The 12,911-nt window shown below is 38.7% G+C and carries 13 protein-coding genes; 3 read left to right on the top strand and 10 right to left on the bottom strand.

The genetic code is table 11. The features are described from left to right. Positions 1-13: 13 nt before the first annotated feature. The 5 genes from IPI99_06010 to IPI99_05990 are packed head-to-tail and all read right to left on the bottom strand — an operon-like array spanning position 14 to position 3,725. A complete protein-coding gene (locus tag IPI99_06010; protein MBK7340063.1) occupies positions 14-376 on the bottom strand; it encodes a rhodanese-like domain-containing protein in 363 nt (120 codons plus the stop codon). Beyond that, positions 376-1,167, bottom strand: a complete 792-nt coding sequence (locus IPI99_06005; GenBank protein ID MBK7340062.1) for a sulfite exporter TauE/SafE family protein — start codon at positions 1,165-1,167, stop codon at positions 376-378. The genes IPI99_06010 and IPI99_06005 overlap by 1 nt, the downstream gene beginning before the upstream one ends. Positions 1,168-1,170: 3 nt before the next feature. Then, positions 1,171-1,812, bottom strand: a complete 642-nt coding sequence (locus IPI99_06000; protein ID MBK7340061.1) for a DUF1801 domain-containing protein — start codon at positions 1,810-1,812, stop codon at positions 1,171-1,173. An 18-nt stretch (positions 1,813-1,830) separates the two neighbouring features. Next, positions 1,831-3,099 (bottom strand): ABC transporter permease, encoded by a 1,269-nt coding sequence (locus IPI99_05995; GenBank protein ID MBK7340060.1) that lies wholly within the window; start codon positions 3,097-3,099, stop codon positions 1,831-1,833. Then, a complete protein-coding gene (locus IPI99_05990) occupies positions 3,096-3,725 on the bottom strand; it encodes an ATP-binding cassette domain-containing protein (GenBank protein MBK7340059.1) in 630 nt (209 codons plus the stop codon). The genes IPI99_05995 and IPI99_05990 overlap by 4 nt, the downstream gene beginning before the upstream one ends. 153 nt (positions 3,726-3,878) lie before the next feature. Here IPI99_05990 and IPI99_05985 point away from each other — a divergent pair, with 153 nt between their 5' ends. Further along, a complete protein-coding gene (locus IPI99_05985; GenBank protein ID MBK7340058.1) occupies positions 3,879-4,664 on the top strand; it encodes a nitrilase family protein in 786 nt (261 codons plus the stop codon). Here the strand turns inward: IPI99_05985 and IPI99_05980 are convergent. The 3 genes from IPI99_05980 to IPI99_05970 all read right to left on the bottom strand — a co-directional run bounded on the left by IPI99_05980 (position 4,642) and on the right by IPI99_05970 (position 6,910). After that, positions 4,642-5,667 carry a thioredoxin family protein gene (locus IPI99_05980; GenBank protein MBK7340057.1) on the bottom strand — a complete coding sequence of 342 codons (1,026 nt, stop codon included), beginning with the start codon at positions 5,665-5,667 and terminating at the stop codon, positions 4,642-4,644. The genes IPI99_05985 and IPI99_05980 overlap by 23 nt on opposite strands. Positions 5,668-5,706: 39 nt before the next feature. Beyond that, a complete protein-coding gene (locus IPI99_05975) occupies positions 5,707-6,078 on the bottom strand; it encodes a VOC family protein (GenBank protein MBK7340056.1) in 372 nt (123 codons plus the stop codon). A 205-nt stretch (positions 6,079-6,283) separates the two neighbouring features. After that, positions 6,284-6,910 carry an MBL fold metallo-hydrolase gene (locus tag IPI99_05970; GenBank protein MBK7340055.1) on the bottom strand — a complete coding sequence of 209 codons (627 nt, stop codon included), beginning with the start codon at positions 6,908-6,910 and terminating at the stop codon, positions 6,284-6,286. Positions 6,911-6,951: 41 nt separating this feature from the next. Between IPI99_05970 and IPI99_05965 the strand changes: the two genes are divergently transcribed. Together IPI99_05965 and IPI99_05960 are read left to right on the top strand one after the other, a co-directional pair. Beyond that, positions 6,952-10,104, top strand: a complete 3,153-nt coding sequence (locus IPI99_05965; GenBank protein MBK7340054.1) for a hypothetical protein — start codon at positions 6,952-6,954, stop codon at positions 10,102-10,104. 155 nt (positions 10,105-10,259) lie between these two features. Further along, complete coding sequence (locus tag IPI99_05960) at positions 10,260-11,156, top strand: flavin reductase family protein (GenBank protein MBK7340053.1); 897 nt, start codon at positions 10,260-10,262, stop codon at positions 11,154-11,156. 60 nt (positions 11,157-11,216) lie between these two features. Here IPI99_05960 and IPI99_05955 read toward each other — a convergent pair whose 3' ends face one another. Both IPI99_05955 and IPI99_05950 read right to left on the bottom strand, forming a co-directional pair. Then, on the bottom strand, positions 11,217-12,047 hold the full coding sequence (locus tag IPI99_05955; GenBank protein MBK7340052.1) for a Smr/MutS family protein: 831 nt from the start codon (positions 12,045-12,047) through the stop codon (positions 11,217-11,219). 31 nt (positions 12,048-12,078) lie between these two features. After that, positions 12,079-12,783 carry a hypothetical protein gene (locus IPI99_05950; protein MBK7340051.1) on the bottom strand — a complete coding sequence of 235 codons (705 nt, stop codon included), beginning with the start codon at positions 12,781-12,783 and terminating at the stop codon, positions 12,079-12,081. Positions 12,784-12,911 lie beyond the last annotated feature (128 nt).

Here is a 12,911-nt window from a genome sequence, read left to right as displayed (position 1 = left end):
TAAAAAAATCAAACTAATCAATTCCTTTGAAATTGGAATATCCTCCCAAATTATACACATTCTTGAATCCTCTCTGCTTTAGATAATCAGTTGCGGAACCGCTTCTTCCACCACTTCGGCAGTACAGGTAGATATTCTCGTTTTTGTCCAAAGTTTCAGCCAACTTTTGAAAGTCCCCATTGTACCAATCTGCGTGAATCGCCTTTGAATAATGTCCCTCATTCCATTCATCCAATGTGCGCACGTCGATGACTTTACCGGGATTCTTGGTCAACTGTGTTTTGATGTCATTTGGCTTTCCTTGTCCATTTGCACAAGATATCGTGAATCCAATGACCAAAAGAGAAAAAATTGCACTTACAATATTTATTTTCATCATTTATAAAATTCGTTTTTCAAAATCACACCCGCAATACCAATAAGGATAAATGCCAGCATTTTTTTCAAATACATTTCAGAAAAATAATTCCTGAGCTGCACTCCGATCACAAGGCCACACACACAAGCCAATGCAAATGCCATAAAATGCCACAAATGATGTACAGGGATATGACTACTGCTGATCAAAAAACCGAGCATTGTGTTCAAACAAATGATGGCAAGAGAAGTTCCCGCTACTTGACTCATCGGAACTCCCAGACCCAAAATCAAAGCCGGAACTATGATAAATCCACCTCCTGCACCCACCAAGCCGGTAACCAAACCAACCAAGATTCCAAGAAAAACCATATACCTCTTGTCTTGCATGATTTCTCGACCAAAATTGGGTGGATACATCAAAAAATAAGCAGAAAGTAACAATATACAGGTGAATAGCACCATCAATACTTTCTCACTAGCTAGCTCCAGACCGGATCCTAATTCCAAATGTTCTGGTATCGCAGGTTGAACAAACACTCTGGTTAAAGCAATGACAATGACTGAAATCGTCCCAAATCGCACAAAAGCATTCAAATCAATGCCTTGCTTATGATTCAAATATAAAACTCCTGCACCGCTACTCAATGCAACTACAAGATAAGATCCAGGTACTGCTTCAGTCAATGGCAATCCATATACATAGACCAAAACCGGAATGGTCAACACTCCACCTCCTGCACCCACCAAGCCAAATAATATTCCCACTACAAATAGCAAAACCGAAGTCAATACAAAAGCGAACCACATGAATCAATCCCTTAAAAAAGTGAACTTCTCTTGTTTCATCATGGATCTTAAATGATCTAAAGCAGAAGGTCCTATCCCATGCCAGGATGCAATCTCTGTCTCTGTAAACTTCCCTAAATCAGCCAAATTATAGACTTGATGTGCTTGCAGCGCTCTTCTTGCAGGTGAAGCTAAAATATCAAAAGCTTTACTTTTATCCGCATCTCCTATGGAGCATTTTGGACAGAAAGTGCACACCTTGCGTGGAGGCAATAAATGTCCATTTTCACAGTACTTTGATTGCTTGGAAGCTCTTATCTTTTCTTCATTCTGATTTTTACAATAGAGACATATTTCACGTATCAATTTATCCGGCAATGCTACTTCATTTGGAAATTGAATAGTGCCTTTGGAGGTTTTCAAGTGATCAATTTGTCTTTTGAAATGCTCTATGGCTTTTGCTCCCGGATATAAACCGATATGTGATTGATAAGCAGAAAAATGTATCAAATTTCCAAAATATGTAAATGTAGGTATTCCGTAAGCCATGGTTCTCTCCGCTTGTGGGACGCATTGTTCGATGATGTCGACAAGCTGATTCAGTTTCGCTTGGATATCTTTTGGGAACTGTTGGATAAAATCCGTGAATGCTTGTTTAGAATCCATTTATGTTAATTTATACTGCTAAAATTCGGTAAGGTCTTCCTGAATCTGTGAACGCATGGCCAAATAGGACGGAATCAAAGCTGCAATCATACAAATCAGGACTGCAAATAAATATATTCGCAATTCATACATATGAAAAAACCACCCTGTGATTTGGTAACTTCTTTTGAGAAGTGTGGTCTTCGAAAATAATTCAAGGAAAGTATGACTAAAAATCCATGCCAGAAAAACTCCAAAAACCCCCAATATTACTGCTTCAAACAAATAAGCAGAAAAAATGAATATCTTCGAAGCACCACCTAACCTCATGAGTGCGGTTTCCTTTTTTCGCTCTTGTAAAGAATGCCACAGATGAATAAAAATACTGATGCCCGCCAATATACTGATCATTAATCCTATCCATTTCAATAGGTCTGAGGCTGAGCCGGTGAGTTCGTACAATCGATTCATCTCAATTGCCGGATAAGAAGCCATGACATTCGTATTGTCATTGACCATTCGCCCGAAGTTTAAAGCTTGAATATTGTTGCCTCTGAATCTGAGTAAGAGTGCGCTGATATCATAGTCGCGACCCGCAAGCGAATCATTACTCAGTACAGTCCGGTTCTCCTCATCATGGTGTTCGTGATCATGATTTTCTCCTTCGTGGTCATGATGATGTCCTTGATCATGTATAGCCCAATATGTAGAGATGGGACAATACACCAAGCGATCGCTGATTTGGCCCGTTGGCATTAAAACTCCTTTTACGATAAAATGATGTGGGTGCGATTCCAATGAGTCTTCTGCATTCAGTCCATGTCCACCTTCAAAACTCGAACCCGGTTTCAATCCCAATTGAAGTGCAACTTCACTTCCTATAACGGCATCGAAATCCTGTTGAAACGAATCACCCTCAGCCAGTGTCAACTTATACCAGTCAAGGTACCCGGTAGTGGTCCCCACGATTCTATAAGAATGTACTTGATCTCCCAAGGACAAGGGCAATGCCTCTTGGATTACGGGATGCTTGGGATTGAAAAATGCTTTAACTTCCGACAAATGGATATTGCCTGTGGGCACGTCAGCGTGGTAAATGTTGCACAGAACAGATTGCAAAGGACTTCCTTTGGCACTAATGACGAGATCCGTTTCGGCCAGATTCTTGCTAAAATGATTCTCGAGCTGCTGCTCTATTAGAAATATAATAGAATAAAGCCCTACTGAAAGGGCAACCAAGAGAATACTAAACCCACTCCTGAGTGGTTTAGATAACATATTCTTCCAGGCTAGGTACAAGGCTTTCATACAAGAGTCATAGAATTTGAAAACATGGAACTAAGACGATGGTCATGGGTTACTACAATCAATGTGGTGCCAATCTGATCTGCTTGATGCAGCAAAAGACGCGCAACCATGATGGCATTTTCATCATCCAAAGAAGAACTGGGTTCATCTGCTAGGAGCAGGCTTGGTTTTTTCATCAATGCTCGGATAAAATTGACCCGTTGCTGCTCTCCCTGACTCAATGTAAATGCCTTCTGATCCGCCTTATTTTCCAAACCCAACTTCGTCAACCAATCCATGCACTCTGACTCATTTTGCTTGGCATGTGAAAAATATTGGAAATACATCAGATTTTCCAACACAGTCAACGAATGGATAAAAACGGATTTCTGGAGTGCTACACCAATTTTCTTCCTGCGAAAGACATCCATTTCAGATTGTGACAATCCTGTGATCTCAGTGTCATCAATCCAAATTTTTCCTTTTCTGGGTTTGATTAATCCGGCTATCATATGGAGCAAACTGGATTTACCTGAACCAGAGCTGCCAAGCACCAACAAAGGCCTGTCACTATGGCACTCGAAATCCGGAAAATGGATAGGGTTTTCACCTTGATACTGAACCTCCAAATCTTGTATGCGCACCATATTTTGAAAAGCCTGATTTTGATAGTCCTAAATAAAAGGAATGAGAAGCACTTGTGTTCAAGAGTATTTAAATTGAGTAATCTATTTTTCAATCATTCCATTAATTTCTCAGAAAAATGTGAACTTCACCCTTGAATCTCAAACGGTAAAGGAATGAATTTAGCTCTGGTTCAAACTGACTTGATTTGGCAAGATAAAGCTGCCAATAGACAAAATATTGGCAAAATGATTGAAGAAAATACAACAAATGTAAAGCAGGCTGACATTCTGATATTACCCGAAATGTTCACCACCGGCTTTACCATGGCTGCATCGAAACTCGCAGAAAGCATGGATGGCGATACCATTCATTGGATGAGAAGCTTAGCTGACCAATACCAGATAGCGGTCTGCGGATCCATGATCGCGCATGAAGATGGAAAATTTTTCAACCGTTTTGTGTGGTTTTCACCGGAAAGCAAGGAGGTATTGTCTTATGATAAGAAGCATTTGTTCTCCCTGGCAGATGAAAATCATCATTTCCATGCAGGGACAGACCATTTAGAAATTGAATACAAGAATTGGAGGATCATGCCATTCATTTGTTATGATTTGAGATTCCCTGTTTGGATGCGCAATACCCAAGAAGTTGACCTGATGATCTGTGTAGCAAACTTTCCGACCAAAAGGAAAAAAGCATGGTCCACACTATTGCCTGCACGAGCCATTGAAAACGTATGTTACGTCGCAGGTGTAAATATTATAGGTCGCGACGGTAACGAAATAGAATATCCAGGATGTTCTGGTGTTTTCGATTACACGGGAGAACTCCTGCTGGACGCAAAAAGTGATAAAGCCATCAATTTTGTAAGTATTGATAAGCCGCCCTTGGATGTTTTCAGGAGAGCATATCCTTTTTTGAAGGATAGAGATCATTTTAATTTATTGCCGAATCATTGAGGATTTTTGTTCCCGTAGAGATTGGTTTTCCTATATAATTTTCAAAACCGGATTTTGAGCTGCTCGACTTTACTTTTTGCAATAGTCGATTTTGCCTGGGTGACAAATATATTGTGGGCTCCAGTGACAAGGCGAGTGCACTATTGACTCTGGCTGATTGAGTTTCGGTCATTGGGATGTATTTGAGATCATGGTGCTGGAGGTAATATTTTACTTCTCTATCTTCTCTGAATCCGGATCCGGACTTTCTTTCAATTTGGACAGAGGCATCCAGTTTCTGGGTTTTATCTAAATAAACAGCGTCCGCACAAGCCGATTTCCGGCCCTCCTCCAAAATTATTTTTGCACTTGTCTTTTTGGGATCATACTGCACTTGGACGACCTCCTTACCATTGACGAATCCTGCTTTAGTAGCTACCACACCGTCTAACTTCCCATAAGTTTTCTCTCCACTCCAAAAACAATACATTCCAACTGTCAAACTCTCAACACCCGAGGATTGAGCTTGCAATTCATCTTCAAGTAATTGCAGATATTGAGGTACCAATTTCCCTGATTTGATTAAACTTACATTGATCTTAGAAACCATAGCATATGCAGAATAATTTCCATTTAGACGCGGTGAGACTTCCTTCAGCTGGGCATCTACTATACGGACGACAGGGTTATTCCAGCTAGGTTCTTGAAAGTAATCCAATATTTGCTTGTCACTTCCTCCACGATTATTGTAGATACAAAGTGGTATAAAATAAGTTTCGATGGCTTCTACAATCAATGGATGCGACATCACCTGTTCCCCATAATTTTTGCAAGTTGAACATCCCGGTACTTCCTGGAATAGTATCAGTATCGGTTTTCCGGTTGATTTCGATTTTTCTTGAGCAGAATTCATATCACGCAACCAACGTACTAATCCCAATTCCTCGGGTTGAGATTGTGATCTTGCAGGAATCACAAACAATGCCATCAGCAGACAAAAGACAAAATCTGAAAGAAACTTCATTTTCACAGTTTTAAAAAAATGATACGTAAATAATTCATATCACCTATGTTGATCAAACATAAGCGGATTGCCATCCGGATCTACTACAATAAAACTTGCAGGTCCGGATGTCGATTCGTCAGCCTCCACAACCATACTGAGTCCATTTGATTTGATTGCCTTCTGAATGGTTCTGACATCATCAAACTGCTCAAGAGCTTGAGCGTTTTCGTCCCATCCAGGATTGAAGGTCAAAATATTTTTTTCAAACATGCCCTGAAATAGACCAACTAAAGCATTACCATTTTTCATGATTAAATAATTTTTGCTCAAATCTCCAGCAAAGACAGTAAACCCAATGTTTTCATAAAATGCCTTTGAAGCAATAATGTCCTTCACACTTAAACTAATGGAAAACGCACCTAATTTCATTTTAACAGTGATTTCATTTAAAAAATAATATACCTATAACCCCATTTTTACTTTGAATTTTCAGAACAATTGAATCGTAGTAGAAAATCAGCTGCAAAATTTGGGTTAATAAAACAACAAACAAATATAAAGATTATCTCAAACTGCCTCGCCACTAACTATTTATCCCCACAAGAGCAAAATTTCTGCAATTATTCCAGATATTCTATAAATCCATATCCTTTTCAGCTCCTATATTGGTCGGGTTCCCGTGTCCTGAATACACGACTGTTTCCTCTGGTAAGGTAAACATCTTCGTGCGAAGGGATTGAACCAATTGAGTATAATTTCCACCTGGAAGGTCGGTCCTTCCGATCCCTTGCTCAAACAGTACATCACCGGAAAAAATGATTCTCTTTATCTTTTCATGATATGCAATGCTTCCCGGACTGTGGCCCGGAACAAACAAAAGTTCAAATGCGAGGTCTCCCAAAACGATGATGGCAGTTTCGTCGAGTAAATGTGGGTGTTCAGGGAGCCGCATTTTACCTAAACCGTACATTTCAGAGACTTGTGGAGCAGCTTCGTACACAGCCAACTCACTCCTGTGAAGCTCAGGCAAGAGGCCAAATGTGTCAAACACCCATTGACAGCCAAACACATGGTCGATATGTGCATGGGTCAATAATAATCTGGAAGGAGTCAGCCCGTACCTCTTGAGGGAATCTTGCATTTCTTTCCTCTCCTGACCACTGATCATTCCAGGGTCAATAATCAGACATTCCGGACCTTGATCCCAAACCAAATAGCAGTTTTCGTAAAATGGATTACAAACTATACGGTGAATATTCATGATTCGTTCTATTTTTGGTACTTGTGAAACGTCTTTGTTTTTTGTCCTTGGCTTTAATTCTCCTTGTCAGTCAATCCGCTTTGACCCAAGGATCTGAAGTCATTTTTGGAAAAAACAAAATTCAGTTCACTGACGATCTGTTTGACTGGTGGATGTACGAGACAAATTCGTCCGTCATTTACTGGTATGGCAAAAGTAAAAATCCTGCCATTTTCTGCATTCGACAAATCGAAAATTATAAAAATAATGCTCAGCAATTGTTCGAATACCACCTCAAAGATAAAATAGAAATCTTTGTATATGCAGATAAGTCAGATTTTCTACAATCCAATTTTGACTTGTATTCTGCAATTCCAAGCCAACAACAAGATGCAAACATACCTCTGGTCAGAAATCAACAAATTGTCTTATACTTCAACGGCGATTATAATGCTTTAAAAAATTCATTGCAAAAAGCGGTCATGCAAGTATATTTCAATTCCATGTTTTCAGGTACCGGATTCCGTGAAGTAGTCCAAAAATACTCGTCCTTCAAACTGCCAGATTGGTTCGTTCCCGGATTGATAGAATTGTATGCAGACAACTGGAATGCAAGTGATGAAAATAGAATACAACAAATACTCCGGCGTAAAAAAAACAAAATTCCTTCTGATCCCTACGATCTTACATTCTATGGCAAAGCATGGTGGAATTATATTTTTCGCCACTATGGACAAAAATCGATCAGCTCATTTCTTTATCTCACACGTATCCATAGAGATCTGAACAAAGCAGCTAAACTCAACTTCGGAAAATCAATAAAAGATCTTCAAAATCTCGCATACATTGATTATAAATCAAAATACCAAGAGACCAATGATTTTTTAAATCCAGATTATATTGTTCGTCTAAAGCATGGAGAACAGATTATTCAAAGTATTTTCAACGAGGCAGAAAATTCTGTTATTTTAAGCACGTGCCAGCAGTCAAAAGTCAGAATAAAATATTGGAATCCTGAAACAAAAAAAACAAAGACATTGTGGAGGCGTGGAGTACGATCATCTATAGAGCCAAATGATGCGCATTTTCCTATTCAATTACTCTCGTTCCAAAACAAAAACCCGGGACTTGTCATTTACGAATCAAAAAATAAAATTTGTCTAAGCAATTATCTGGACCCACATTTCAAAAAACACTTTTTCCCAGAAGAAATTCACGAAGTATATAGCGGATTGAGACTTGATGATGACAGATTACTACTCAGTGTTGGTATTCAATCAAGTGTTGACCTCATCGTATATTCTATCCGGAAAAGGCAATACAAACGAATTTCGCAAGATCTCTTCCAAGAGAAAGTAGTAGCCTGGATAAATCGCAATGAAGTACTTGTTCTTTCAGACAGAATAGAGGACAAATATTACCTAAGGTTCGACACCAGCTTATTCAATTCTGAATTGCATGCATTCAAACTCAGCCTCAAAGATTTTTCTTTACACCCGTATCCCCTTCCGATTGAGAAGGGATTGCAGCAAGGAAATTATGATGGCACATCAACATATCTCACTTTTGAAAATAAGAACAAATATTATATTTTAAGAAGCAATTCTGAAGGAATTTGGGAATTCAAAATAAGTGATGAACCTCCGGTGGGATTTTTGCCCTTTCAATCTTCCACCTACGTGACTTATGATTCCGAGAAATTAAAATATCGGAGATGGTTTAAATCTATATGGACATCAGATTTAAAGTCTTTGGATACTACTACAACTTTTCCAAAACAAGACACAGTTGACAACTTAGGAAAAAACACGGAAGTTGCCATTCCCCAGGAAAAATTTATTAATGCATTCGGTCCCTCAAAAAATAGGGAAGAAATTCTTCGCGAATTATATTCCACTGAATCATCAACCATCAGATCAAATCATCAACCATCTTTTTTGTCTCTCAAGGATAGTGTGACATTTACTCCTTTTGTCCAATCCCAGGCTATCGCATACAGAAAGCGATTTTTTATTGAGGACCTGAGTTCTCAAATAGACAATAAGTTGTTATTTGAAGGCCTGGAATCCTTTTCACAACTACAAGACCAATATCAGTTACCTGTACCGGGAGTATTATTGAAAGGCAGGGTCAATGAAGTTCTACACAATTATCAAATCGAAGCTGCATTTCGCCTTCCATTAAATCTGGTAGGTTCGGAGGCATATCTCTCACTCGCATTCCGAAAGAAAAGAATAGATCATGTATTCACGATCTACCGCAAGAAATCCAAGCAATATGTGGGTGACGGGTATTCCAACATCCGTCTTGCGACAAACACGGTGATGTTGCAGTCACTATCCACTTATGCATTCGATCACCACAGAAGCCTGAGGTTACAAATGAATATCAGAAATGATCACAACTATTTTCAGGCTACAGAACAAAATTTATTAGACTCTTCAGGTCTTTTCGCTACCCGATTTGCTGTTCGTGGTGAATATGTTTTTGACAACAGTTATTTGCGGATGATCAATTTACGCGAAGGTTGGCAGGCAAAATTCTATATTGAAGGATCCAAAAAAATGAACATTTCTGAAGATTTTAACCGGATCGCATTAGGAAAATCTATATCCTTCTATACCGGATTTGATTTAAGATACCATTTTCCAGTTTTGCGGCAAAGTACCATTAGTTTGAGATCTGCAGCTGTTAGCTCTGTCGGGCAAGACAGAATATTATTTTATCTGGGTGGAACCGAAAACTGGATATTTCCAAAATTCAGCGAAGAAAACTCCTTTACAAATGGGCAGAATTATACTTATCAAACCCTTTTTACTGAAATTAGAGGCCACCCTTTAGGTGCAAGAAAAGGTGGATCTGCATGGACGAACTCTATAGAATGCAGAATACCTATATTCAAATATTTGCAGGGAGTAAACTGGAAAAGCGGATTCATCAGGAGTATGCAGTTGATTGGATTCTTCGACAACGGGATTGCTTGGGATGGATTATGGCCAAAATGGAACGAAATTCAGTATGTTCGTGTAGAAAGGGAAAACCCTGTAATACAAGCAGAGATCAATTACAGGCGAGGTGCTTGGATTTCAGGAGCGGGGGCTGGGATCAGAACTTCACTTCTTGGCTATTTCATCAGATTCGATTATGCATACCAGGTGACTTCCAATGGATTTCAAAATCCACTTTTCCATTTCAGTCTTGGTACTGATTTCTAAAGAATTTGAAACTCAGTACAATGAATTCTGATCCAAAATTATTTTGAAATAATGCCTCAACAATCCTCGATGTTTTTGTATTATATGATGATTCAAAAGTCAGAATTGTCTTAGTGGCAAATCATCCGGTTGATAGATTCACATTTTCCTATTTTATGAAAAAAAAATATATACCCAAAGACCTGAGTACAGCAGACCTGCACCAATTTTTATTGGGCTCTGTGGCGCCAAGACCCATTGCATTTGTGAGCACAATAGATCAAGATGGATTGCACAATCTGGCTCCTTATAGTTTTTTTAATGCTTTCAGTAGCAACCCTCCAATCTTGGTGTTTTCCTCCAATAGAAGAGTTGAAAATAACACCACAAAAGATACTCTTGCGAATATCATATCTTCGAAACAATGCGTGGTCAACGTTGTGAATTATGCGATCGTAAGACAAATGATGCTGTGTTCCGTGGATTTCCCTCACGAGACAAGCGAATTTGAACAGGCAGGTTTACACGAAGAAAAAGCGGATTATGTTTCCGCTGCACTAGTACAGGAATCGCCTGTAAATATGGAATGTGAAGTCCAGGAGGTGATGCCATTGGGTGACCAGGGAGGGGCAGGACATCTGATTATTTGTAAAGTGGTATGCATGCATATTGACGAAAATATTTTGGACCAAAACGAAAAAATAGATCCACACAAAATCGACTTGGTTGGTAGAATGGGCAGAGCATTTTATGTACGAGCGAGTGGAGACGCAGTATCCTCAATGCCACAATCTCAACAGCTTCCAATCATCGGTTATCCCGGACTCCCGGATTCAATAAAATGGAGTTCGGTTTTTTCTGCCAATGACATTGCACGCCTTGCAGGTATGAATGCCTGGCCGCTTCAAAAAATAAGTTTTGAACAATTAAAAGATTTGAATCTAGACCTGCCTGAAAAAGCCACAGGTATCCAATTAGACAATATACATCGTATTTGTTCCGAGTTGATACGAAAATCGGACTTGGAAAAAGCCTTGCTTATTCTTGATTATTATAGAGAAAACTCGCATTAATCTTTGCTGACAGCAGCATTTAAGGATGCACATTTATCTCTTGTAAAGCAATTTATATTCTTAATCATAGCGTAAAAGAATTTTACTACTCCCTCCATTATGGTTTTCTGTGATTTGGAATACGTATGAATTTTCTTCCAGAGATTCGTAAATTTTTTGCTTTAAAATACCATTTCCTTTCCCGTGAATAATTTCGATCTCTTCACATTCCAGTTGGATCACTTTATCCATATATTCATGAAATTTCTTCAATTGAATCTCCAGTACATGTTTGTTTTTCGAATGATGGATTCTTTCTTCATAGTGGAGATCTAAACTTCTAGACAAGGCAGCCAATTCTACTATCCTGTTCCGAGTGTTAATTTTTTTTGATCTTGCCGGCAATTCGATTTGAAAAGCCGCGTTGAAATCATTATCCTGATGAGCAGTTGGATTGAATTTTCTCCCATCCATATCGTGGTATGTCAGGAGCGTCAAAGTATAAAAAAGTCGCTGAGGCAAAATATGCAGTTCCCTTGATTGACGTCGAATATTTTGGAACTGAAAAACAATTTTTTTTGCGATGGGTTTTGCACAATTCTTGTGCAAAATATTCACATTGATTTCAGGTTTATAACTGCATTCATCTGCTGTCCTTTTGAATAAATCAATCATAGTCATAGCTGGTAATTTGCCTTTTAAGCTAAACTCTCCAAAGCCTTGACCAGAAATATGAATCGTTAAGCCAACATCAATCCAGCTGTCATTCGCAAGATAAAACTTGTAAAAGTACACATTGCCATCATAACTGTATTCCGGTTCTATTGCGAAAAAAATACCAAGTGAACGATGACTCTCCTCATCCTCAGGTAATTGAAAAAAATGAGGTCTGAATTGCAATAACAATTCCATATTGAAAAGCTATAATCTCAGAGTCTTATCTTTAGTTTGTAGGTGGGACTAATATTTTTTCGTCAATATCCGGGTTAATGGTGATTTTAATGACCTGCACTTCTCCATTAGGTGAGATCATTTTGTGAGGAAAAACTGTACCAGACTCTAGTTTCCTAAAATCGGAGAAATCCGTCACTATTTCCATTTCCTTTCCCATAATAGTCTTCTTTGCAGACACCCTCACCAAGTAATTAGTTGTTGGGTCTATCAAAAAATAACTGATTTTTCCTTCTTTACTAGTGGATTTTAACTTGTAACAATCTTTTCCATCTACATCATCCATCCCCAGATACTCAATAGCCAGTCCTATTTTTTTATAATCAAGCAAAGGGCCCGCAGGATAAAACTGCGATCTGCTTTCAGCAATAACTTCTTTTGGCATAGGTTTTAACACCGGTGCACCTTGCATCGGCATATAAGTCCATCCTGTATCAGGTGTAGCAATAGTCCAGAGCTTCATACCCATTATTTCCATGTCCATCCTGTAACCTTTCTCCTTTATTGAGGTAAACTTGATAGGAATTTCCTGTTTCATGGCCTGAACTTTGCCTTCCAAAATACTCGCCTGTATTAATTCCAATTTTTCACGGCCACCCATTGCTTGGATATATTTCTCAATGATTTCGTCTGCAGTTTGTGCACGAACGATCCAAACACCACATAGGAAAACTAAAAATGCTATAATTTTTTTCATGAATAACTTTTTTTAAACAGTAAATCAATATAAATGTTCCACTGCAAAGTTACTGAAAATCAGACACCTCAGGTATATTTATAATCTCCCAAAAAAAGAAAAAGACCACAGAGCTTAACTCCGTGATC

This window comes from Saprospiraceae bacterium (assembly GCA_016710235.1).
Classification (GTDB): Bacteria; Bacteroidota; Bacteroidia; order Chitinophagales; family Saprospiraceae; genus Vicinibacter.
The sequence above is the reverse complement of the archived record's forward strand: the minus strand, read 5'-3'. Positions and strand labels throughout refer to the sequence as shown.

Excerpts from the sequence above, each read along its gene's own strand:
- IPI99_06010 (MBK7340063.1), bottom strand. The coding sequence starts at position 376 with ATGAAAATAAATATTGTAAGTGCAATTTTTTCTCTTTTGGTCATTGGA.
- IPI99_06005 (MBK7340062.1), bottom strand. The coding sequence starts at position 1,167 with ATGTGGTTCGCTTTTGTATTGACTTCGGTTTTGCTATTTGTAGTGGGA.
- IPI99_06000 (MBK7340061.1), bottom strand. The coding sequence starts at position 1,812 with ATGGATTCTAAACAAGCATTCACGGATTTTATCCAACAGTTCCCAAAA.
- IPI99_05995 (MBK7340060.1), bottom strand. The coding sequence starts at position 3,099 with ATGAAAGCCTTGTACCTAGCCTGGAAGAATATGTTATCTAAACCACTC.
- IPI99_05990 (MBK7340059.1), bottom strand. The coding sequence starts at position 3,725 with ATGGTGCGCATACAAGATTTGGAGGTTCAGTATCAAGGTGAAAACCCT.
- IPI99_05985 (MBK7340058.1), top strand. The coding sequence starts at position 3,879 with ATGAATTTAGCTCTGGTTCAAACTGACTTGATTTGGCAAGATAAAGCT.
- IPI99_05980 (MBK7340057.1), bottom strand. The coding sequence starts at position 5,667 with ATGAAGTTTCTTTCAGATTTTGTCTTTTGTCTGCTGATGGCATTGTTT.
- IPI99_05975 (MBK7340056.1), bottom strand. The coding sequence starts at position 6,078 with ATGAAATTAGGTGCGTTTTCCATTAGTTTAAGTGTGAAGGACATTATT.
- IPI99_05970 (MBK7340055.1), bottom strand. The coding sequence starts at position 6,910 with ATGAATATTCACCGTATAGTTTGTAATCCATTTTACGAAAACTGCTAT.
- IPI99_05960 (MBK7340053.1), top strand. The coding sequence starts at position 10,260 with ATGAAAAAAAAATATATACCCAAAGACCTGAGTACAGCAGACCTGCAC.
- IPI99_05955 (MBK7340052.1), bottom strand. The coding sequence starts at position 12,047 with ATGGAATTGTTATTGCAATTCAGACCTCATTTTTTTCAATTACCTGAG.
- IPI99_05950 (MBK7340051.1), bottom strand. The coding sequence starts at position 12,783 with ATGAAAAAAATTATAGCATTTTTAGTTTTCCTATGTGGTGTTTGGATC.